The organism is Leptolyngbya sp. FACHB-541 (genome assembly GCF_014695875.1).
GTDB lineage: Bacteria > Cyanobacteriota > Cyanobacteriia > Elainellales > Elainellaceae > JAAUTN01.
Genome location: NZ_JACJPC010000083.1, coordinates 1 through 23,281, shown reverse-complemented (window position 1 = coordinate 23,281; position 23,281 = coordinate 1). Strand labels below are relative to the sequence as shown.

Below are 23,281 nucleotides of genomic sequence, written 5' to 3'. Positions count from 1 at the left end.
CTTGTGAACATTATTGTTGCTTACGATGTCAATACTGAAACACCAGCAGGTAAGCGCCGCTTGAGGAAAGTTGCTACTGTCTGCAAAAATTATGGACAGCGAGTTCAGTTTTCAATTTTTGAATGTCAGATTAACGAAGCTCAATATGAAACATTTCAGTCTCAGTTAGTAAAGATCATTGATCCAAAACTTGATAATCTCCGCTTCTACAAACTGCCAAATCCGAGAGAGCAATACGTAGAGTGTTACGGAATAGATAAGTATATTGATTACAATGACACGCTTATTATCTAACTTCAGCGCGAACCTGAAGCGATGTCTGAAAAGCAGTAGGGTTCGCGCCCTAGCTCTGACAAGACTTTCAAGCGTTTTTGGCAGATATGCAAAGGGCAAATATAGGTAGATCATTCAAGGTTCGCGTTATTATGCTCCGAATCTTGCATCCAGTAAGGGTTTGATACAATCGCCGTAGCGCCCAGCTTTCGGGCTGGGTGAGGATTGGAACAAAGCCCTTTTGGTTCAGCACTCCTGCTGGGTCCTTGTAGCGCCCAGCTTTCGGGCTGGGTGAGGATTGGAACCTCGGCAAGCTTGATACAGGCGCAATGCTGATTGGGTAGCGCCCAGCTTTCGGGCTGGGTGAGGATTGGAACACAGCTAAAGAAATTGCGATCGCCACTCACTACGAGTAGCGCCCAGCTTTCGGGCTGGGTGAGGATTGGAACTGCTGAAGCATCACAGTTTTCTCGCCACCAAACCGTAGCGCCCAGCTTTCGGGCTGGGTGAGGATTGGAACCCATCTCCAGTCTGAAGCGATACCAGTCCGGCGGTAGCGCCCAGCTTTCGGGCTGGGTGAGGATTGGAACAATGGGACAGTTTGAAGGGCCCTCGGTGGGAGTGATCACGTAGCGCCCAGCTTTCGGGCTGGGTGAGGATTGGAACATGCTAACAACTCAGCAAATGCGCGATCGCCAAAGTAGCGCCCAGCTTTCGGGCTGGGTGAGGATTGGAACATGCGAAAAACAGCAACCTCGCTCAAAAGCGGCACAGGTAGCGCCCAGCTTTCGGGCTGGGTGAGGATTGGAACAAAGACCCTGCTGGCGTATTGAACCAACAAGGCGTAGCGCCCAGCTTTCGGGCTGGGTGAGGATTGGAACACCTGAGAAACGCGGGTTTGAGTTAGACGCTGAAGTAGCGCCCAGCTTTCGGGCTGGGTGAGGATTGGAACCCTTCCATCATTGGTTGAGCGAAAAAATAGACAAGGGTAGCGCCCAGCTTTCGGGCTGGGTGAGGATTGGAACATACGCAGGGTGGTGACTATTGCAATCGGCTAACGTAGCGCCCAGCTTTCGGGCTGGGTGAGGATTGGAACACTACTGCGAGGGTTAGAGGTTTTTTTGTCACAAAGTAGCGCCCAGCTTTCGGGCTGGGTGAGGATTGGAACATTGGCGGTGTTGTCACTCGAATCGGATCTAATCCAGGTAGCGCCCAGCTTTCGGGCTGGGTGAGGATTGGAACACCTTCCTCCCCAACTCTCCTCGCTCAAAGTCCGATGTAGCGCCCAGCTTTCGGGCTGGGTGAGGATTGGAACAAGCCAAGTAGACAACGCTTTTTTTGGCGGAACTGTAGCGCCCAGCTTTCGGGCTGGGTGAGGATTGGAACCTTAGTGCGTAAGGAGATCGGTAAAATTACAGTGTGTAGCGCCCAGCTTTCGGGCTGGGTGAGGATTGGAACCCTGTTACGGGAATCGTTGGGGTCTGTGGTGTGACGTAGCGCCCAGCTTTCGGGCTGGGTGAGGATTGGAACATTTTTTGCTCCAAAAAGCTGGTCAAGTTTTTTGTGTAGCGCCCAGCTTTCGGGCTGGGTGAGGATTGGAACCGATTAAACTGAACTCAGGCTTGTTTTTGCTTAAGTAGCGCCCAGCTTTCGGGCTGGGTGAGGATTGGAACATGGGATAAAGCTGCTAAAAAACGAGGCAGAGCCGTAGCGCCCAGCTTTCGGGCTGGGTGAGGATTAGAACAATGTGCCAACGGCTTGATAGGGCTATCGTCGGTGTAGCGCCCAGCTTTCGGGCTGGGTGAGGATTGGAACTTTTAGGTCGCAGGTTGCTAGCACACCATTGGCGAGTAGCGCCCAGCTTTCGGGCTGGGTGAGGATTGGAACACCACGCGGGAATACACCAAGCATCTACAACGCTACGTAGCGCCCAGCTTTCGGGCTGGGTGAGGATTGGAACAACAACTAGTTGAGGAAGAACTTAAAAAGCCCGAAGTAGCGCCCAGCTTTCGGGCTGGGTGAGGATTGGAACGTCATCGGTCAAGGCGCTTCAGTTAGTAATTTTGTGTAGCGCCCAGCTTTCGGGCTGGGTGAGGATTGGAACCTTCTCTACCACTGAAACAGCCCAACTAGTTAGGTAGCGCCCAGCTTTCGGGCTGGGTGAGGATTGGAACTTTTCTCCCTCACCTGCACAAACCTGGCAACAACTAGTAGCGCCCAGCTTTCGGGCTGGGTGAGGATTGGAACTCCTCAAGTAAATGGTGAGCGGATTCTTTCATGGGTAGCGCCCAGCTTTCGGGCTGGGTGAGGATTGGAACTACTTACGCAAGCGTTGACGGGCTAAGAACACTGGGTAGCGCCCAGCTTTCGGGCTGGGTGAGGATTGGAACATCAACCCCGATACCTGCCGTGCCGACGCTCTAGAGTAGCGCCCAGCTTTCGGGCTGGGTGAGGATTGGAACAACAGCTAGTGGGCAAGCCTACTCAGGCGAATCTGGTAGCGCCCAGCTTTCGGGCTGGGTGAGAATTGGAACAAAAATGCATCGGCAAAGCATTGGATTTTATCTAGTAGCGCCCAGCTTTCGGGCTGGGTGAGGATTGGAACATCTAATCTCCAAGAAGCTCTAAACAAAATCAATGTAGCGCCCAGCTTTCGGGCTGGGTGAGGATTGGAACACTAACCCTGTGATCTTTGATCCTGAGAATGCATCGGGTAGCGCCCAGCTTTCGGGCTGGGTGAGGATTGGAACCCCCTTACCTTAAGGTGTCACTCTAATGGCTGCTTACGTAGCGCCCAGCTTTCGGGCTGGGTGAGGATTGGAACCATCTCCACACAGAATGGGTGCCCGATCGCCACATGTAGCGCCCAGCTTTCGGGCTGGGTGAGAATTGGAACTTTCGCGGTGGAGGGCAAGCGAGCCAGTTAATCTCGTAGCGCCCAGCTTTCGGGCTGGGTGAGGATTGGAACAAGCCTGCCCAACAACATCAACGATCCGTTAATGGGTAGCGCCCAGCTTTCGGGCTGGGTGAGGATTGGAACTCACCCAGCAAGGGTAAGGATTTATGCAACCTCTGGTAGCGCCCAGCTTTCGGGCTGGGTGAGGATTGGAACATGAAAAGGCGCTAGTCTAGTCTATTGACCGTTCGAGTAGCGCCCAGCTTTCGGGCTGGGTGAGGATTGGAACAACAATTACTTACCTTTGCTGCACAGCGGCTAGGTAGCGCCCAGCTTTCGGGCTGGGTGAGGATTGGAACATCCACTGATAACAGTTCTCTGCAAACACTCCAAAGTAGCGCCCAGCTTTCGGGCTGGGTGAGGATTGGAACTACACAAGGCTAGAATCAAAGCAACGAATTGCGAGTAGCGCCCAGCTTTCGGGCTGGGTGAGGATTGGAACCCTTTACCGAGCCTAACTGAAGAAATCATACCCGTCGTAGCGCCCAGCTTTCGGGCTGGGTGAGGATTGGAACAAGCCATTGACTGGTAGGGATCATGTGGCGCAGGTAGCGCCCAGCTTTCGGGCTGGGTGAGGATTGGAACCTCCACCCGTGCGATCGCGTCGGCAAGCTGCGCGTAGCGCCCAGCTTTCGGGCTGGGTGAGGATTGGAACTCAGGCATCAATGGGGAATTGAGGCTAGACCGCAGGTAGCGCCCAGCTTTCGGGCTGGGTGAGGATTGGAACAATATCTGTATCAACTAGCTCATTACTACGCTTGTGTAGCGCCCAGCTTTCGGGCTGGGTGAGGATTGGAACCGCAATACAGTCATTTAGTTCCCGACAATCCTATAGTAGCGCCCAGCTTTCGGGCTGGGTGAGGATTGGAACTCCATTACTTCAGGGATGTGGGAAATATGCGGGAAGGTAGCGCCCAGCTTTCGGGCTGGGTGAGGATTGGAACCATTTGTCCATTACAAACGGCTGCAATTGCGGTTGTAGCGCCCAGCTTTCGGGCTGGGTGAGGATTGGAACAAGCGATCGCTGCGCTGAAATCGGAACAAGTACAAGTAGCGCCCAGCTTTCGGGCTGGGTGAGGATTGGAACATCCCTGATTTGCTCAAGATAGCTAGGGCATGGGAGTAGCGCCCAGCTTTCGGGCTGGGTGAGGATTGGAACCCTAGTTGCGATATGCGCGGCGCGCCAATGGTGAATGTAGCGCCCAGCTTTCGGGCTGGGTGAGGATTGGAACATGTGGCGGGTGGTGGATTCACCTGGTCACACGCTGTAGCGCCCAGCTTTCGGGCTGGGTGAGGATTGGAACACGGGCGATCGCAACGTTGTAGAAGCAGCGATCGCGTAGCGCCCAGCTTTCGGGCTGGGTGAGGATTGGAACCCCGCTTTAGAGTGGCAGATGCAGATGACTGGCAAGTAGCGCCCAGCTTTCGGGCTGGGTGAGGATTGGAACCCGAAAGTGCCCCTAATACAGCCAGATGCAGCAGTGTAGCGCCCAGCTTTCGGGCTGGGTGAGGATTGGAACTCGTTCCGGATGCCGCAACGATCGCTAAATTCCCGGTAGCGCCCAGCTTTCGGGCTGGGTGAGGATTGGAACCATTCCACCATTGGCTATCAGAACGAATAGAACGAGGTAGCGCCCAGCTTTCGGGCTGGGTGAGGATTGGAACCATGTCAAGGCGATCGGCTGATAGCCCTTCACCTCGTAGCGCCCAGCTTTCGGGCTGGGTGAGGATTGGAACAGGGAAGACAGATGAGATTGAACGACTGGATCTAAGGGTAGCGCCCAGCTTTCGGGCTGGGTGAGGATTGGAACTCTAGAGTCGAGGTAAAGCTTTTGGCATCCCGGAGCGTAGCGCCCAGCTTTCGGGCTGGGTGAGGATTGGAACAATTTCCAGAATGGAGGGCAACGCGATCTTAGATGGTAGCGCCCAGCTTTCGGGCTGGGTGAGGATTGGAACCGATACGCTTGGCGGATTGGGCGATCGCCGCAGCGTAGCGCCCAGCTTTCGGGCTGGGTGAGGATTGGAACTATGCTTTCGGGTGTATCTCCTCGCAGTTGTGCCCGGTAGCGCCCAGCTTTCGGGCTGGGTGAGGATTGGAACAGATGGTTTTGCCTCATGCCCTTCAAAGGGTCAGACGTAGCGCCCAGCTTTCGGGCTGGGTGAGGATTGGAACAGAAGGATGCAAATCGATAGCTGTGATGGGTCTAGGTAGCGCCCAGCTTTCGGGCTGGGTGAGGATTGGAACATCTCCATCTTTCGCCAGAGTAACTGATTGGCTTGAGTAGCGCCCAGCTTTCGGGCTGGGTGAGGATTGGAACAGCTATAAGCCATGCCTCAATCCTAAGTTGGCGGATGTAGCGCCCAGCTTTCGGGCTGGGTGAGGATTGGAACAAGCGAGTCTCTAGCTGAGATTCGGTGCGGACGGCTGTAGCGCCCAGCTTTCGGGCTGGGTGAGGATTGGAACAGTCTGAAGTGCTGTTGGCATGATGATGATTTCTCGTAGTGCCCAGCTTTCGGGCTGGGTGAGGATTGGAACCTAGTCAACTGTTAAATCTGTTACAGCATCCACTCAGTAGCGCCCAACTTTCGGGCTGGGTGAGGATTGGAACTCTGGACAGCGCCGTTGGCACGGGTTTGTCAGCCAGGTAGCGCCCAGCTTTCGGGCTGGGTGAGGATTGGAACAGTAATCGCAAACAATATTTAAGGTAATTCTAGATAGGCTCAGCTTTAGGCTGGGTGAAAATTGAAATGGCTTACAACCAACTAGAGAGGTGCCAAACAACTTTGATGAGAGTTATTTACTTTCACCAATTTGCTTCTTAATGACAGCACCACATTGAGCATGAAACCAATCACAAGCTATAGAGAAATTGCGATCGCTCCCTAGATAAATTGCTCCCATCAACGCCTCAAACATTTCTCCAAACATATCTCCCTGCCTGTCTCTATCGCTGATTCCATTGCCCAAAAAGCAGACTCGGTTTATCCCCACAGCATGAGCATATAAAACCGCTCCTTTTCGCTCTTTCAGTGGTTGAGATTTCTCAGTGAGAATACCCGCATCATCATTTAGAAACTTGAAAAAAAGATAGTCCGTAACAGCAGTATTCATGATACCGTCGCCCAAGTGAGCTAAGCGCCTGTGTTGTACAAGCATCCAACTTCGTTCTGTCGGGTCTTGAGCATAGGCTTCGTTGATATAGCTCTTGTGGTACAGCGCCAGTTCAACAAAGTTGTAGGTTTGCAGCATTGGCAAACAAAGCTGATTTTTCAGATCGGTTGTTACGTCCATAGGTATTAAAGAAAATTAATGCGGCAGCAGCACCTAAGCTAGCCTGCTCAGGACTGTTCTTTGATCGCGCTCACACTGCTTGCAACGCCACTTCAACCCGTTTCACAAACTCCGAGTCCCGATCGCACGTCAGCACCAACTGATCGATCGCCCGTGTCATCGCCACATACAGCAGCCGCGCCTCTTCTTCTGGAGTGCTGTACTGACTCGGCAGATAGCCAACTCCAGGGATAAAGACAACCGGGAACTCTAGCCCCTTGCTGGAGTGCATGGTGATGAGCTTAATGCTCTGCTCAGTTGGCTTGAAGTCTCGGCTGTTGCCATTTTCATTGACCCACTCCACCGGGATCTGAGCTTGCTTCAATTGGCTACAGATGCGATCGCCCATAAACTTAGAGCGGTAGACGATTGCCATCTCGTTCCAAGGTGTCCCCCGTTCGTGGAACTGCTGCGATCGCTCAGCCAGGTAGTCTATCTCTTGCTTAAAGTTGGGTAGCCGTATTAGTACAGGCTTTGCACCATGACGCATTGAGCTTTCAGGTTTCACCAGCATGGGGGTATCTTCCTCCTGCCCATCGGTTGGCAGCATTGCTTCTCTGGCAAACTGGTAGGCAACTGTCAGCACCTCAGCCGTATTGCGATAGTTGATCTTGAAGATAGTTGTTCGCCCCTGAGCCTGAATGCCACAGCTTTTGAAGCTGAATTTCTTAGCTCGTTTTTCCCCGTAGAGATTTTGAGCGTCGTCGTAGAGCAGGAGGAATGAACTCGTTTTGGGATCTACCATCTGGGCTGTAAGCTTCAACCATTCCGGTCTGAAATCGTGCCCCTCATCGATTAGGACTGCTCCGTATTGACCCGCTGGGATTTTCCCGCTGTCAACTGCCCCAATTACGCGCCTGACCAGTTCCCTAACGTATTCATCGCCCTGAAACTGGTTGTAGCTAGGTTTTGCCATCCCATACTGCTGGAGCAGATCACCACACCAGCCGTGAAAGTGGCGCACGGTGACGCGATCGCCTACCCCTTTTTCGTGAAGCATCGATCGCAGTTTGGCTGCCAGCGTCACATTAAAGCACAGCACCAGAATTGGTTTACCGCTTTGTTGGGCAAGGTGAAGGCAACGGTAGACTAGAATCAGCGTCTTGCCTGAACCTGCTACACCATGCACCACGCGATGACCGTCGCCCAAGCTTCGAGCAAGCTGCTCCTGATAGAGATCCATCACTCGAAGAACGTCGGGCACAGCCAGTGCTTCGGGTTGGGATGTCTCCCTTTCAAGTGGGCGATCGCTAATTCGCACTTCTGGAAACAGATGCCAGCGGATGCGGTCGATCTGGGTAGGGGTTAGCGGTTCGCCAAATTTGTAGGTGCAGAAGTTCCAGAGGCGTTGCTGAAACTCCCCTGCATCGACACTTTCATACATCTCGTCCTGACAGATGACCAGGTTCGGCTCAAGGACTTCATTTAAGCCCTCGACCGATTCAAACTGCTTGCGGGTGATGTTAGCAAGAATTACCCCATGAGAAACGGGGAAAGCAAGCTTACCTTTGTAGTGCCCTGCTGACTCCACCAGCAGATGATCTCGTTCTAGTTCCTGCTTCACGGCTAAGGCATACCCTCTTGCTTGAGCTACGGGGTTCTTGACCCTCTCCTCTCCGTTGACAGTCAGTAGCGTGACGGAAACTGGATTGATTTGCCCAATGGTGTCAAGCTTCCAGTCCTTAACCTCCAGAACAATCAATCCTCGTAACGGATGCAGGAGGATGAAGTCTGGATGCAGCCGCTTTTCACCGACCGGGACATCGTACCAGAGCAGATAATCGTCTTCTAGTTTCTGTTCAAGTCTCTGGGCAAGCCGCCGCTCTCCGGGTGTCATGTATTGGGAACGAGAGCTGAAGGCTGGAATTAAGGTAGCCATAGGAGGTCTGAGATGTCACCTAAACTTTACTCAGAATGCCCTACTGCTTTGGGAACAATGCAGCAATGCAGTAACTTAGCGTTCATCTGATAGAGCGATCGCCTTCATTCCTCCATGTCTACCCCACCCGCTACCTACTCTGAAGAGCTAGTTCCTCAACCTCCCCAGCGCTGGACTCGTGCCCAGCAGCTAGAACTGCTCATGTGGCATCCCTTGTTTACGGGCAAATGCCCTCAGTGCGGGCAGGCGCGTTCTCAGGATCAACAGCTTGCTCTATGGACATGTGGGTGTGGATGGAAGGATGAGACGGAGTAGGCGATCGCCCCCTTGCCCTAGCGATCGCTCGGCGTAACCCATAGACTTAATTCAATGGATGAAAGTAGATGTGCTGATACTGCTTGCTACTGCTGAAGTTTGTACGAGTCGATGGGGATGTACTTGGTGGGAAATGCTAGCCAATGTGCTCATTTTTTCGAGCATTGGGCTATTCTCAAGGCGCAAAAAGTAGAAGCGATCGGTTTTACCTGAATTTCGTCGAGTGATAATGAGGCGATCGCATCACTTAAGAGTTTCAGGCTCTGTACCCAATTCTTTGCAGTCTCGGTTAGGGTCCAAGTTCGTTCCTGCTGGAAGCAGAGTTTGACAGAGCTTCGCGGCTCTCAGTTGTTCTTCTGTCCAACTTATAGTGTCGCTGAGGTCGGATTCGCTGAGGTTAGCACCGTTGAGGTCGGCACCGCTGAGGTTGGCGTTGCGGAGGTCAGCCTCGCTGAGGTCGGCACCACTGAGGTCGGACTCAGCGAGGTTGGCACCGCTAGGGTCATCGTCGCGGAAGTCGTCAAAGAGGTTGGCATCGCTGAGGTTGGCATCGCTGAGGTCAGCCTCGAAGAGGTTGGCGGAGCGGAGGTTAGCGTTGCGGAGATCAGCGTCGAAGAGGTCAGACTCGCTGAGGTCAGCACTGCTGAAGTCGGACTCAGCGAGGTCAGCACCGCCGAGGTTGGCACCGCTGAGGTTGGCGGTGCTGAGGTAAATTCCTTCTAGTGATTGTCTAGATTGGTTCAGCGCTTCTAACGCTCTGACCAGAGCAGGTCCTGATGCTGGGTTGTCTTCAGTGTGGGAGTTGACTGTTTCCCAGTGGGGGCGCAGCCTAAAGTATTCTGCAAGTCGAAAGCCAACGTAGATTGTTAGACTCAAAGGAGCAATTAAGCCCAGAACGACTAACTTTAAGCGATTGTTACGCCGTTGGTGCAGACTCTGCTGAATAAATCGTTCCGCTGTTGTAGATAGTGAAAAAGTTGCAGCTTGTTTCTGCTGAAATGCTTCGGCTTTTGAAAGCAGTTTGCCCTGCCATAGGTAATCATTAGGGTTGTCTCTAAGCTGCCATTCTTCTGCCGCCGTTTCAATTCGCTGTTTTTGTCTCAGATAGTCGCGATCGACCTCTAACCACTGACGTAATAGCGGCCAGTGTCGAATTAAGGCTTCATGGGCAACATCCACTACTGCTAAACGTGCCTGATCTGTACTCTTACCGACCAGTTCGCTGGTCACAATTAAATTTTCATCTGCCAGTCGTTTGACCACCGCATCAATTTGCTCAGTGGGGTGCTGAGCAGTGACCAGATTCTGCTTCAGCACCCGTCTGCGCGTATCGGCAGTTTCATCACCGAGTTGAGTCAGTGCTAGAAAGATGTGCTTAGCAGTCTGTTGTTGATCTGGGGATAGCTGCTCATAGACTGCTGTTGCCCGCTTTTGCAGCGTTCCACTCACACCTCCCAGTTGGATATAGGGGCTGAGCTTAAGTTGGTTGTCTAACCGCTGCTTCCACAGTTCCGTTAGCGCATACTGCATTAGCGGTAGACTAGCGGGTTCGTTCGCTACATCTTGAATGATTTGGCTAACCAGTTCTGGTTCTACGGTCAGATCCACGAGACGAGCAGGCTCTAAAATGGCGGTTTCTAGTTCTGCTGCGCTCATGGGCGTGACCGATACCAGGTTCTGCTGAATCCGTTGAGCCAACCCACTGTACTCCTGCTCTAGACACTTACCAAAGAAGTCAGCCCGCATTGCCACAATTAGACAGAGCTGTGGGGTAATTTCCAAAGCCCTCAGCAGACATTGAAAAAATTGCTGACGTTCTGCTGAATCGTGACAGAGGGTGAACACTTCCTCAAACTGATCTACTACCAGCACCACTCGACTTGCCCCTGACACCTGTATGAGCCGCCGCAGTCCGTCTGCACCTGCTTTCAGCAAACCCTCAGCTTTGCCAAGTTGCTCAGCCCGATCCAGCGTTGACGCTTCTGGATCGACAAAGGCTTGAGCCAGAGCTTGAAGTGGGTGTTCTCCCGGCAAGATAATGCAAATTTTCCACTGGTCGCTGCTCGAAAGCCGTCGCCCCTGTTTCAGTTGATGGAGCAGTCCTGCCCGTAATACTGAAGACTTACCGCTACCAGAGGCACCGACGATCGCCACAAAATTGCTTTGCCTGACGTGATCGAGGAGCTGGTCAGTCAGTGCCCTTCGTCCATGAAAGTACTTAGGGTCCTCTTCGTTGCAGTCGAAATACCGCAGTCCTTTATAGGGACAGATATCTGATTCAGAGGGTGCTGTTGCGATCGCTTCTGTCTCTCGCCAGGAGCGAGTCAGGTTGATTGGTTCTCCAAAGTTGGTGAAGACAGGGCGTTGGGTTGCCCCTTGCAGCCCTTGGTTGAGAAAATCTACCAGACTGTAATTTGTTACCCAGCGGTTGGGGTGGCGAGTCGGATCAAGTCCTGCTAGTAGCTCCTTGGTCAGAACGCTGTAGGTACTGTTGGTATCCTGCCAAGCGGTTTCAAAGTCACGGGAGGCAGCAATAAAGCAGCGATCGCGCGCTTGCCCCCGTTCTCCTGGGTCAGCTTCCGCAACGTTGACTAAGCTTCCGCTGTGACAGCAGTCCAGCCAGACAATCTGTTGCCGAATGGGGCTTTCATCTAGAATTTGCCGCAACCATCGCAAGGGCAACCCGAAGAAGTTGAATTCAGGATTAATGTCGCTGGTTGCTAGAAAACCTTCCTGGACTCCTAAATCCACCCGTAAGCCATGACCTGAGAAGTAAAACAAGGCACTGTCAGGAATCTGCTTGCTGTCGGGTTTGAAAAGCTGCTTCAGTGCTTCCTGCAATTCCCGTAGGGTGACTTGAGTTTGTTTGCCGACTTGCAGCTTGCCATCTTTGACCGTTTCAGGCAGTCGCTTCACCTGAAAGTCACCGTCTTGCTCTAGGCGTTGGGCGATCGCCTCAGCATCCTCCGAGGGAGCAGAGAGGTTGGACAGATTAGCGTAACTATTGATCCCAACAACCAGAGCATCCCGACTCATAGTATTCTCAGAAGCTAAATGCTTTGATATGAGTCTAACTGTTGGTTCTTAATAGAAGAACAAGTACTTTGAAAAACCGTTGAGCGGTTGGATGGAGTAGATGTTATAGTCCTGACCCTCAATCAAAGCCTTGTTCTGCAAAGTATCTCAGCAATTTGCTCTTTACTCAGCATCTAATGTCCTTATAAGTTTGTAGAAGCATCCTCCGACTCTAGCTTCCCAGTTTCGCTAGTAGTGCAACGATCGCCACTGAGACCAGTACTCGATTTCAGTGGTCAGATAGACATGGCAAAGACACCAAATGACCACCTTTAGGAGTGCCCCCTCAACAAGCTACACTCAATTTCTCACACCTTTCGAGTGCCATAGAAAATTTGGCTAGGCAACTACGATTCGCAGCCAATTCCGTCCCCTTCTCTATCAAAACCATGTGGGTCAGGAGGTAACACCTGGAACCGTCGATAAGGGATATCTCCACAATTCAAATCACCTTCATTAGGCGAGATGCAGATTCCAGGATATGAAGGGTCGCAGCTTTGTTCGACTGAACTAACTGCTTCTGATGGAGTTTGGCTAGCGGATGGTGTTTCTGGTTCTTCAGGCAGTGATGGCTGTCCAATTTCTCCTTTGACTGCTGAAGCAAACTCTTCTGCTCTACTGCGATCGGTGAAGCTTGCTAGTTGAACAGTTTCAACTCCTGTATCTTCACGCTTTGTCGCCACTGCATCAGCGCAGTAGCTATTGCGGATAGACTCTAAGTTGCCGCTGTCAACAAAGACCGGATACCAAGTGTCATCTGAACCAGATGAACTATCACCGCAAGTTGAACGGGGAAAATTGAAGGGATTGGGTGCTGTCTCGGTTTCTACGGTTTCTTGAGGATCAGGCACAGACTCAGCTTGGGCTACTTCAGATGGACTTTGAACAGGTTCAGGGACGGTGGTAGCTTCTGACACTGGTGTTTCTGCCGCTGTTGTAGCTGATGGTTCAGTTTGCGACCTAACGATTGAAGCTAGCAAAGCAGTAGGAGTCCACACGCATACCGCTATAGTGATCAGAATCTTGGCTAAAAGCTTGGTGGAGGTCTTTCGATCGCCCAGCAGTCTATCAAGACTGTTCCAGTAGAAATTGCATAGGGTGTAGAAAAATTTCATGCTGATTAAAATTCCTGGACATTTTCAACCTGCCCAAAATAACCAGCACATTCACGAGCATCAGAACTAAAAACGATGAAGAGTACGTGAAGCCTCAGTACTTTTTGACACTTGGCCCAGCAAGGCAGTTGTCTGTTACTTCTTCCCCTACCGAGGGAACTCTGAATTACATGAAAACATCCGACCCAGCAGAAATGCTGGATCTTTTATTTTGCCTCTACTCTAGTTGCGCGGCTTCTACTGGAAAGTTGCAAGCTCTAGCTCCGTACAGCACATCTAGGCTGCCTTCTGGGTCAAACTGCACACACCTGTTCAGACTCTTGCCCCCATGTCTTAAACGCGCCCCAAAATCGTCGCAACCGCTGAAAATTATTCTCGCAACGCTAAGCTAATTCCCTACGTACACTTGGCTTGCCAATGCTATCAGTACTTCTTTCGCTTCTTTAACTACTGTTTCTGAAGGATTCCTCAATGAAATAGAAATCGTTCCGTCGTCATCCACTATAAATTTCAAATTGCCAGTGCTGACTCTAAAGGGGCACCATTCACCCTCCACAGAGTAATCTTGCTTAATTCTTTCTAGATCAAGTACACATTCCTTTGCAAGTGGTAAAGCGACTAAACCTTCAATAGCATTGCGTAGCCCTAGCTCAATCACCTCAAAGGGAGTTTGCGCTTCGCTTACAAATTTTTGTCGCTCACCAATACGGTTCGATTTCCTAGATTTTCCTAACTCCACCCCTAACTCGATCATCTCCTTAGCAAGAGCTTTCAGTGTTCTTCGGACAATGGCAAAGTAAGGGTCAAAGTCAAAGTCAATTCTGTCCTTTTTCAGACGTTCCTGTATCTCTGTATTGGTCTCCTCGATCGCAGCTTCTAAAAGCGTACTGTCTCTACGAAACTTGCCACTCTGGGCAAGTTGCCGCATTGAACTTCGCACCAATTCAACTAAGCTCCACTCCAAGCTGCTGCTGTAGTCCTCCAATTGCTGCTTTTTAAGGTAGCAGACCAATTTCACGATCTCACGTAGGACAAACTCTTCCTGGGATAGAACTTTGAACCTCATGCTCTAACCTCTGTAATACAGCAGTGGTAGTGCAATTCATCAACTAAGACAGTACCCATCAAGACACCTATGACGGGTCTAGTATCTAATCCAGCGCAGGTAGCAGTGTGAATAGTCATGCGAATTAGCTCTTTCTCAAGCACAGTTTTAATCCTTTTAAGAGAGCTAGTAGTCGCTTTGGACTCCACAAGATAGGTGTTGCCGTTTCCCTCCATCACAATGTCAGGGTAGTCCTGGTTAGGTCTAGCAAGCTTATGAGCACGATAGTACCGCTGCATCAAATAACCAGCGATTCCTTCACCTACCCCTGCAACTGCACTTTTGTTAGCTGATAGCGACTCCTTTCCTGCCTGGCTGTAGAACAGAGGAGGATAACCAGGTTCTAGGAACACACCGCTGGAATGGGTGAACCAGTACTGCATCTCCTCCAGCGGTTGGTACATTAGCTGCTCGGAGTATTTACGAACCATCCATTTCAGTGAATCTTCCTCGATCGAGATAGGATCATCCGGGTTATAGGGGAGTTGTCTGCCTTCGAGTTGAGATTCCAATTGGAGGCGTGCAGCATCTCTACTCCCAGAAGCTTTAGCGAGAGCGCGCTCCGTAGGATACAGCCGGAACTGTCGCCGTTCCAGCGTAATTTGAATCGTCATTTGGTTGTGTAAAAGCGATTGGCTAAATTGTAGCCCAAAGACTACAAAACTTAGTCTGTTGCCTGTAGACCTGTCATCCGCATTCTATGAGTATTGTGCGGTGACGGAAAGTAGCAAACAACCCATCAGGCAACGATTTGGCAAAGCGATCCGGCGGCGACGGCGAGAGTTAGATATTTCTCAAGAAGAGCTGGCAGAACTGGCTGAGCTACATCGAACTTATATTTCGGATGTTGAACGAGGGGAGGTCAACCCGTCCCTTGACAATATTGAAAAGCTGGCAGCAGCATTAAATATCACAATCTCCGATCTTTTCATTCAGTACGGAATTGAGGTAGAAGATGTTATTTAAGCTGTTTTTTCATCAGATGCTAGAAAGGTAAAGTTTTTTGCTAGCTTTATCTCTTCTTGGATAGGTTGTGCTATAGCAGAGGAAGCTTTTTGTTCCACTCGTAATTTTTAACCCTTATCTAAAATTGCTGCTATGGATCCTGCCACTGCATTAGCTGCAAGTGCCATTGCAAAACTCGCCTTCGATGAATTCGTTAAATCTGGGGCAGGGGAATTGGCAAAGAAATCCCTAGAAGCCACCGGGAGTCTCGTCAAGAGTTTACGGGACAAAATCCAAGCTAAGTTTAAGGGCAATTCGCGAGCCGAAGCCGCTCTTGTAGAGGTAGAAACTCAAGGGACTCCAGCTACCCTTGATAAAGTCAGCAAGTACCTAGATCTGGAAATGATGGAGGATGAAGCATTTGCGGCTGATATTCGGCAAGTGGCTCAGCAGATAATCAATATTCAGAACCAGTCAGTTTCCAATCGAGCTTATAGCAATTACGGTCGTGATCAGATCAACATAGAAACTATTCAGGGTAACCCTACAATCGGCGGTTCCTAATAATGAGCCGACAGTACGACAATCGGGGACGGGATCAGATCAACATTGAGCAAGTTCAAGGAAATGTCCTGCTTCAGGGGCGAGAAGCTCCCACCCGTCCCTGTGAGGAACTGCTGCTGCTACGAGCTGTAGAAGATGAGGTTGTTTCTCGCTTAGAGCAATCCCTTCATTATGCTGTCCTAATTAACTTGGAGAAGGAAACGCAGCCAGAGCAGGTCAACCGCCCTTGGGAGCGAGAACTCCGCATTGGCTTAAAACCTCCGACTCCTCTTCCAACCGATCAGACCATTGCCCAAGTCTTCGATGCCCCTGCTATCACGGGAAAGCTGCTGATTCTGGGGCAACCAGGAGCCGGGAAGACCACAACCCTACTAGATCTGGCAAAGGTTCTGCTGGAGCGATCGCAGGCAGACGTTCATCAGCCAATTCCTATCATCCTGAACCTATCCACTTGGAAAGATGAAAAGCAACCAATTCGAGAGTGGATAGTTGCAGAACTGAAATTAAAGTATGGAGTAAGCCTGAAACTGGCTCGCCAGTGGGTCAGCGATCGCAAATTGCTGCCCTTGCTGGATGGGTTAGATGAGGTTGCATCTGAACGGCAGGAAAGTTGCATTATTCGTATTAATGAGTTCTTGAGTTCAGAATCTTCGCCTCTCTATATCACAGTTTGTAGTCGATTAGCAGAATACGGGAACTTGACTAATCGGCTGAAATTGAATGGAGCGATTTGTCTGAAGGAGCTAAGCGATGAACAAATCCAAGCCTACCTGACCCAGCTCGATCGCCCTCTTCTATGGCGGATACTTTCCCAGCATCCAGATCTATTAAACCTAGTGCGATCGCCTCTCCTGCTAAGTATCGCCCTATTAACTTATCCCCAAAATTCAGATAAGCAGTGGCAGCAACTCCAGAATGCTAGTGACCCGCTCCAGTTTCTGCTAGATGCCTATGTTGAGCGGATGCTGCATCGTCAATTTGAGAGTCGGGCTTATGGCAAACGTAAGTCCCCTACCGCTAGGGAAACCAGAGGATGGTTGATCTGGATGGCTCGCCAGATGGAAGTGCGATCGCAGACTGAGTTCCTAATTGAGGAGCTACAGCCTTTAATGCTGCCAAGGAGGCAAGAATGGCTATACCAGTCAATTTTTGGACTAATCTTTGGGCTAATCTTTGGGTTAGTTTTTGGGCTAATGGGTGGGGTGATCGGTGTATTAAGTGCTGAGTTACCCGTAGGGCTAGTTCTTGAGCTAATCCTTGGGCTGATTGTTGGGCTAATTTTTGGACTAGCTGGTGGACTGGTCGGTGGGCTAATTGGTGGGCTGGTTGGTGGGCTAATTGGCAAACTAAGTGTTGGGTTGATTAGTGATGTTAAACGTGAAAAAGCCTCAAGATGGTCTTGGCACAGTTTTTTACACGATTGGCTGATTGTTGGGCTGATTCTTACATTCTTTTGTTGGTTGAGTGGTGAGCGAATTGTTGGGCTGATTGTTGGGCTGATTCTTGGATTGATTTTTGGGCTAATCGGTGGGCTATATGCTGATGTTAAACCTGTAGAAACTTTGAAGTGGTCTTGGCACAGTTTTCTACACAATGGACTAATCATTGGGCTAATTTTTGGTCCAATGATCGGTTTGAGTATTGGGTTAATTTTTGGGTTGCGTGATGGGCTAATTATTGGGTTGCGTGATGGTTTGAGTGTTGGGTCAATATTTGGGTTAATTGTTGGGCTAACTTCTGGATTAGTTAGAGAGACAGTAGAACTAAAAATTAGTCCAAATCAGGGAATTAGGCGTTCGTCTAAAAATTCTGTAATTTTTGGACTGGGTGGTGGGCTGGTTTTGGGACTGTTTTTTGCAGTAATTAGTAGTTCAACGGGCAATTTAACCGATTCGACTGGCGGGCTAATTCTAGGGCTGATTTTGGGGCTAGCTCTGGGGCTGGTTTTCGGTGGAAAAGTATGCATCAAACACCTTGCTCTTCGCCTACTGCTGTACCAAAATAAGCAAATTCCCTGGAACTATGCCCGTTTTCTTAACTACAGTACCGAACGTCTCTTCCTTCAACGCATTGGAGGACGTTATCGATTTATCCACAAATACTTGCAAGACTACTTTGCCGCAATGTACTTAGGCCCCTTGATTCACAAAAGGTAGCACGGCTACTTCTTACCCTATAACCACGCTGGAGCAAAATACAGCAAAAAAGGCTAATAGGGCTTTTGCCTCTTCACCATTCTCTTGTAAGGCATTCCACACCGACATTTCCCCTCTATCATCAAAGCAGGAATTGTAAAGGGTTTTTCACACCCAGGACACTTTGAAAGGAGACGAAGCCTGTGCTGACTACACCCTGCCGTTGACTGAAACTGCCATTCAAGTCGATGATAGGGAGCTTCTGCATAGCAAGCCGCACACAACCGGATCGGTTCTAACTTCATTCGCTCCCCTTGGGGTGGAAGCATAGCAACGAATTTTTCTACTTCTAAGCCCACAAAGCTACAAAACCTCTCTATTTCCTCAGCACTTGGAAAAGGATTGAAGCGGAACTTTTCCCACCGAGTTAATGCGATCCCTAATCCGATCGCTTTACTAAAGCTACTAGGTGCAGATATTTGGGTAATTTCTTGAGAACGAAAACGCACGAGATAGCTGGCAATACTCTCTCCCTCGTGGGGTTCAGGACACCAACGCGGTAAATCAAACTCGTCGTTTTCCATACAGTGCCCATCCAGACCTGGTTCTGCAAATCCAGAGCCAAAGAATTTTGTGAACTGATCTTTTCTAAGATCGATTCGGTATCATTCTCGACGAAAGCATCTTCTCAATATTGGCTTTATTAAATTGATAAGAAGGGTTATCTAACTTAAAAACTGCTATTTTGCGGAGAATTTCGTACAGTGGTTCTGCTTGTCCTTCACAGCGATGGTGAAGAAAATCAGGAACACCAGCAATACTAATTAAATCCAGTTTTTGAGTCCAAGAATTCAGCACTTGGTTCTCCCAACTTGCAACTAACTGCTGAATCTCACCCTTTTGAAAAGATTGATACTCGTGAAAGTCTAGAAAATTGTTGTAGATATCCCTATACCGCTTACCCCGACGCTTCAGGAAATTACTAAAGATTTCACTCAGGTACAGTGAGCCTGCAAGAATCACTGGAATTTTTAACTTCCAGGTAAGCCGTACAAGCTCATTGTAGGATTCATACGATAAACAATCTGCATTACCAACAATCAGAATTTTGACTCCAAAAGATTTGAGTGTACCTAAAGTACGTGATCTAATATCTTTTAGCGGTCCAATCTCTGCAAATGGGCTTCCAAGTGATTCCAGAATGGCGATAAACAGATCAATCGGAGAACCGTGCTGTTCAACTTCGGCATAGGCAATCGGCATTGGAATTGTGTAGAGAACACCTTTTCTCCGAACATATTGAAGTCGATAAAACTGACAAGCTTTCCGTAAATCTGCAAAATTAGCCCCAACGATGTACCCATTCGATCGTGAATCTCGTTGTGAATTGAGCCAACTGAACAACGCTACATCACGAGATACATGCCGATAAGTATCGCTACTGCGAACCCGATCGACCTCCTGCTGAACTTCAGGCGATCGATCGGGTTCAGCAAAAGGTCGAACTGGTGCAGGTTGCGGTACTGCAATAGTTTGAGGCTCGATCGCTGCTTGCCTAGCCTCATTTCCTGGTTGTGGAACTGCGTTAGACTGCACCATTGAAATCTACCAGTTATCCTCTAAAAGTTGACTCCAATCGTAGGCAACAACATCAGGTGCGATCGACTCTGAACTTGCTGGTGTATATGTAGACTCTACAATATCAGTTTGGTGTTGATCAGCAGTAGAGGCTATATTTTCCTGAACCTCCGGCTGATTCTCAGGAGCAACGTTTTGAGGAAATAGCTCAACCACCTGCGATTGATTAGTTTCTTGGCTATGTTGCTGCTGAGCTTTTCTACGACGCTGCCGCTTGGATTTCCGCTTCTCCTCCACAAACCCATACAAGCCTAGCCGTTCAGCCCAGATTGAGTTACGGTCAACCTCCTTACCCTGTTTCTTCAATTTTCGCTTTGTCCACTCCAGTTCTTCCAGAGAAAGCTGCTCCTTCTCTTCATCTCTTGCATGAACAGCACCAATCAATTCTCCTGGTCGATCATGTTTTGGGAACGTATAAGCTAAAAGTGTAAGGATGTTGCGTTGATCATACCTAAGAGAGACGTAATCTCCCTCATAGTCTACTAAACAGTCTCCCTGATACACTAAAGTCGCAAATTGAACACTGCCATGCTTTTGAACTTTGCATTTAGCAGTCTTCATGAGGCAGATGTCAAGGTCACGTTCACTCAGTACCTCTGGGTCTGCTAAGAGTGCCGCTTTCCATCGCTCCACCCGCTTTTGATTGGCTACTCTTGGATAATCGTGTTGGTTGTAATGATCAACAAAGTATCTTACCAACAGCTTCTCTAGCTCATCAAGCGTCAGACAAGCGTACTTCTCAGCTTCCTTGGGACGTTCTTTAACGTTCGACCCAGTATAGCCTGGAAGATGAGATAAGAGTTCCTTATTAATCTTGTCGAAAATAGATTCAATCAACCCACCTGCTGATGGAAAAGCCCTCAAACGGCGTTTGAAGCCTAGCTGCATCGATATTTGTTTCAGGTGATTGGATTTGAATTCCTTAGCCCGATCGGTTAACCAAATCACTGGCTTCCCAAAAACTTGCCATTCCTGCTGAAGTTCGTATTCTGACCCATATTGCTTAGGCAATATAGCGTGACGTAAGGCTAAACCCACTTCATGAGAACCTGCGGCTTCAAAGCCCAAATAAAACCCTACAACACAGCCGGAGTAGCTATCCATAATCAAGGTTAAGTAGGGACGACCAAGAATGTCTTTCTTCTTGTCATCATCCCACTCCAAAATTACTTCCCTGTCAGCATCGACCAGCAGAATGTCAAGTTTAGTGTGATCACATTGCCAAACCTGGTTGCTGTGAGTCAGTTCTATAATTCCTTCAGTAGTTTGAATAATTTGTCCTTCCGCAGGTGAACCGGGGTGACGAACATTCTTATTTGTTTGTTCGAGATGAAAATTAACAACTTTATAAACAGTTGGATGAGAGGGATGCTTTCCCACTATTAAATCTTCAAGTACTTTTGGATAGCCCTTAAATCCATTGGCGTATTTCTTATCCCGTAATGCTTCTCCTTGAGATGCTAGGGCAACTAAATGAACATGAACCCCTCTTGTATTGATTCGAGAACCTTCTCGTTGTCCCCACTCGTAAATCTTTACGATAAATTTGAACCACTGCTCAGGAATGCGAAACTGCCCCTTGTCTTTACGACCAACTGCAAGAATAGCAACTCCCTCATCCTGAACGTTTTTCATCTTCGACCGTATGGTTCGGGTGGTCTTTCCGAGCGTTTCGGCGGCCTGAAGAATAGCTTCCCTTCGAGCCTTTTTGTCAGGTGCTTGAAGAATAGCGTCAATTAGGTCGATCTCCTGCTGAAGCTCATTTGAAACTTCATTAAGAAGCATAGGGGGATTGCCCTGTTGTGCCCGTTCTAGTCCCAAACCGTCAGCAGCACGGCAATTTTCTGAGTCGTTTTCCATATACCTAAAAGTCCTCCTGAGACACTATAAAAAGTGAAGTAGTTTGATTTAAAGAATATAATGATGGTTGCAAATTTGGGAAGTAGTTTGATTTAAAGATCGTTGACAAGACAAAAAGACGCATAATTAGCTTCAAAGCCTTATTGAATGGAGCTTTGAAGCTAATTATGCGCCCACTTCCGAAAGTGAAGTTATCGCTTTAAAGTGGAAATTAATTCTTTAATGGACATCGAATAACACTTTATTTGACATCGTTAACAAGTTCATGTCATCGTTAGCAAATTCATGTCACTGTTAACACTTTACTGTCGTCAAACACCTTTACCTGGTCGTTAACGCTTTATTGTCACTGTACTTTTTGACAGCCATGAGACCAACTCTACTGAGAGTTGAAGCTAACAATCCCGAACAAGGTGCGCCTTTCAATCTACCCTGTACAAAACTTTAGCGTAAGTTTTCCCTTAGAAGAAACCAGCTTCATCAAATTCTTCTAAACCTCAATCTTCAATTTGCCTGATGCCAAAATGCTAATGCCAAAATGGCGATTGCAACTCCTAACAAATGCTAGGGCGTTCGGAGGTTCCTTAGTCCTTTCAATCTGCCTAATGCCGAAATGCCGATCGCAACCTGCACTGGGATAAGGATGCAAGCTGATGTGCTTGATGCTTTCAATCTGCCTAATGCCGAAATGCCGATCGCAACTGTGTAAGCGCCACCCTCCCACAAAAACCTCAAATCATCTTTCAATCTGCCTAATGCCGAAATGCCGATCGCAACTGGAGTGCTGGAAAATCAATTCCACTAAAGCTTTCAGCTACGCTTTTGGCAAACCTCCTTTCTAAGTCGGCTTTTGAGAAACTCAAAAGCGCCTTCAACTGGTGAAAAATCCTTGAAACGTTGACTAAATATGAACTGTCAAACCTTCCAGGATTTTTGCCCTTGCTTCGGTTTGCCAAATTTTAAGGGTTAAGGTAGATTCCTCCTTGCTCGGAGGTGAGAACGGTTAACCACCACTGCGGTAAACCCGCACCTTCTTGCTGGGAGCGCACCCAACTTCGAGGTGGACAGTTAACCAAAGCCAGAAAGCATGACCACCTTCCAATAGTCAAACTAGCCTTTTAGCAATAGCACAGAGACCATTTCTGGCATGAACTATGGCGCATCTAATTTATACAGTACATTTGAACTGATTGCAAGTAGTTTTATTTTCGAGATTGGTAGGCTGCGATCGCTAAGTCTTTGGCTTTTTCTTGGGGAGTTCCTACAAGTGGTTGTTTCACGATCTCGATAGAGATGCCAATTTGAGCAGCTCGGCTTTGGATAAACTCGCTCAGTTGAGCGTATCTCCAACGATGGATATTTGCACGGTACTGAAGGGCATATTGTCGCTGTTGTTCTATGGAGCCAGGAATTTTTTGCTCTGCTCTAGCCTGGATCTCACTTTGGATAACCTCTCGAATATTGCCGAGGTCGGGCAACACAAGACTGCTAACTTGATGTTTTTGAGCGATTGCTAAAATTTCATGAGCTATTAAACGGTCTAAATGTTTTCCTGCATTAGATTCTCTAAGTTGATTGAATGCACCTTTTTGCTGATTGTTGTGTCGCTCATGAGCATTGCGCTGTTGTCGCAGACGGTATCGATTGAGAAGCTTATAATTCTCTCCTAACAGCTGGCGGATACTTCTATAGGTGATAGCCTTTCCAGTTCTAATATCGACGATTGCGAGAGTAGCAGGTTTATCAAGTCCATAGCTTACCGCTGCTAGGATTGATGGCTGCCCTTGGTAAAGAAGGCGGTTGGGACGAGGAAATGGACTATCAAGCAGAGCTAGCATCCTTTCCCGTTTTCTAATGAACGCTTCCTGGTTCTCGTTCAAATTCTCTTTAGCTTTAGTACCAGCAATAACTTTTGTACATTCATTAGCTTTTCTTTGCCGGATTTGTTCTGTACCTTCTTGAGTCCAAGTATCGGTATCTACAGCACAGGATAAAATCAACCGATGTGCTCTCCAAGGATGCCCTTCGTTTCTACCCTCCTGCCATGCGATTCGTCCAGACCGCAGTGTAAATAAGCTAGATGAGTGTTG

General features: G+C 48.9%; 15 protein-coding genes and 2 CRISPR repeat arrays. Of the genes, 5 read left to right on the top strand and 10 right to left on the bottom strand.

What is annotated here, in order from left to right; genetic code table 11:
• Positions 1 to 3: 3 nt before the first annotated feature.
• Positions 4 to 294 carry a CRISPR-associated endonuclease Cas2 gene (cas2, locus tag H6G00_RS17875; RefSeq protein ID WP_190797786.1) on the top strand — a complete coding sequence of 97 codons (291 nt, stop codon included), beginning with the start codon at positions 4 to 6 and terminating at the stop codon, positions 292 to 294.
• 174 nt (positions 295 to 468) lie between these two features.
• Positions 469 to 5,979: direct repeats of the CRISPR family, unit length 37 nt; unit sequence GTAGCGCCCAGCTTTCGGGCTGGGTGAGGATTGGAAC.
• 44 nt (positions 5,980 to 6,023) lie between these two features.
• Here cas2 and H6G00_RS17870 read toward each other — a convergent pair.
• Positions 6,024 to 6,521 carry a ribonuclease III domain-containing protein gene (locus H6G00_RS17870; protein ID WP_190797785.1) on the bottom strand — a complete coding sequence of 166 codons (498 nt, stop codon included), beginning with the start codon at positions 6,519 to 6,521 and terminating at the stop codon, positions 6,024 to 6,026.
• Positions 6,522 to 6,591: 70 nt separating this feature from the next.
• Complete coding sequence (locus H6G00_RS17865) at positions 6,592 to 8,439, bottom strand: 3'-5' exonuclease (RefSeq protein WP_190797784.1); 1,848 nt, start codon at positions 8,437 to 8,439, stop codon at positions 6,592 to 6,594.
• Between the two features lie 114 nt (positions 8,440 to 8,553).
• On the opposite strand from H6G00_RS17865, the gene H6G00_RS17860 reads away from it, so the two are divergent.
• Complete coding sequence (locus H6G00_RS17860; RefSeq protein WP_190797866.1) at positions 8,554 to 8,754, top strand: hypothetical protein; 201 nt, start codon at positions 8,554 to 8,556, stop codon at positions 8,752 to 8,754.
• A 243-nt stretch (positions 8,755 to 8,997) separates the two neighbouring features.
• Here the strand turns inward: H6G00_RS17860 and H6G00_RS17855 are convergent, their stop codons facing one another.
• The 4 genes from H6G00_RS17855 to H6G00_RS17840 form a co-directional block, all read right to left on the bottom strand.
• Positions 8,998 to 11,790: a pentapeptide repeat-containing protein gene (locus H6G00_RS17855; protein WP_190797783.1), complete on the bottom strand. Its 2,793-nt coding sequence runs from the start codon at positions 11,788 to 11,790 to the stop codon at positions 8,998 to 9,000.
• 386 nt (positions 11,791 to 12,176) lie between these two features.
• The gene (locus H6G00_RS34790; protein ID WP_199318567.1) at positions 12,177 to 12,944 is read right to left on the bottom strand and encodes a hypothetical protein; all 768 of its coding nucleotides are present in this window, start codon (positions 12,942 to 12,944) and stop codon (positions 12,177 to 12,179) included.
• 388 nt (positions 12,945 to 13,332) lie between these two features.
• Positions 13,333 to 13,872, bottom strand: coding sequence for a hypothetical protein (locus H6G00_RS17845; protein ID WP_190797782.1), 540 nt, complete (start codon positions 13,870 to 13,872; stop codon positions 13,333 to 13,335).
• A 134-nt stretch (positions 13,873 to 14,006) separates the two neighbouring features.
• Entirely contained in the window at positions 14,007 to 14,663 is a 657-nt protein-coding gene (locus H6G00_RS17840; RefSeq protein ID WP_190797781.1) for a hypothetical protein, read from the bottom strand.
• A gap of 100 nt (positions 14,664 to 14,763) precedes the next feature.
• On the opposite strand from H6G00_RS17840, the gene H6G00_RS17835 reads away from it, so the two are divergent.
• The 3 genes from H6G00_RS17835 to H6G00_RS17825 all read left to right on the top strand — a co-directional run bounded on the left by H6G00_RS17835 (position 14,764) and on the right by H6G00_RS17825 (position 17,714).
• Complete coding sequence (locus H6G00_RS17835; protein WP_190678456.1) at positions 14,764 to 15,015, top strand: helix-turn-helix domain-containing protein; 252 nt, start codon at positions 14,764 to 14,766, stop codon at positions 15,013 to 15,015.
• A 132-nt stretch (positions 15,016 to 15,147) separates the two neighbouring features.
• Positions 15,148 to 15,558 (top strand): hypothetical protein, encoded by a 411-nt coding sequence (locus H6G00_RS17830; RefSeq protein ID WP_190644043.1) that lies wholly within the window; start codon positions 15,148 to 15,150, stop codon positions 15,556 to 15,558.
• A gap of 2 nt (positions 15,559 to 15,560) precedes the next feature.
• On the top strand, positions 15,561 to 17,714 hold the full coding sequence (locus tag H6G00_RS17825) for an NACHT domain-containing protein (protein ID WP_190797780.1): 2,154 nt from the start codon (positions 15,561 to 15,563) through the stop codon (positions 17,712 to 17,714).
• 53 nt (positions 17,715 to 17,767) lie between these two features.
• Here H6G00_RS17825 and H6G00_RS17820 read toward each other — a convergent pair whose 3' ends face one another.
• The 4 genes from H6G00_RS17820 to cas12k form a co-directional block, all read right to left on the bottom strand.
• Positions 17,768 to 18,277 (bottom strand): TniQ family protein, encoded by a 510-nt coding sequence (locus H6G00_RS17820; RefSeq protein WP_190797779.1) that lies wholly within the window; start codon positions 18,275 to 18,277, stop codon positions 17,768 to 17,770.
• A gap of 64 nt (positions 18,278 to 18,341) precedes the next feature.
• Positions 18,342 to 19,292, bottom strand: coding sequence for an ATP-binding protein (locus H6G00_RS17815; RefSeq protein WP_190797778.1), 951 nt, complete (start codon positions 19,290 to 19,292; stop codon positions 18,342 to 18,344).
• Positions 19,293 to 19,298: 6 nt separating this feature from the next.
• Positions 19,299 to 21,191: a Mu transposase C-terminal domain-containing protein gene (locus H6G00_RS17810; protein ID WP_190797777.1), complete on the bottom strand. Its 1,893-nt coding sequence runs from the start codon at positions 21,189 to 21,191 to the stop codon at positions 19,299 to 19,301.
• A 501-nt stretch (positions 21,192 to 21,692) separates the two neighbouring features.
• Positions 21,693 to 21,970: a CRISPR direct-repeat array (repeat unit 37 nt; unit sequence CTTTCAATCTGCCTAATGCCGAAATGCCGATCGCAAC).
• A 423-nt stretch (positions 21,971 to 22,393) separates the two neighbouring features.
• Positions 22,394 to 23,281: type V CRISPR-associated protein Cas12k (gene cas12k, locus H6G00_RS17805; protein WP_199318566.1), on the bottom strand; the 888-nt coding region annotated here is incomplete at its 5' end.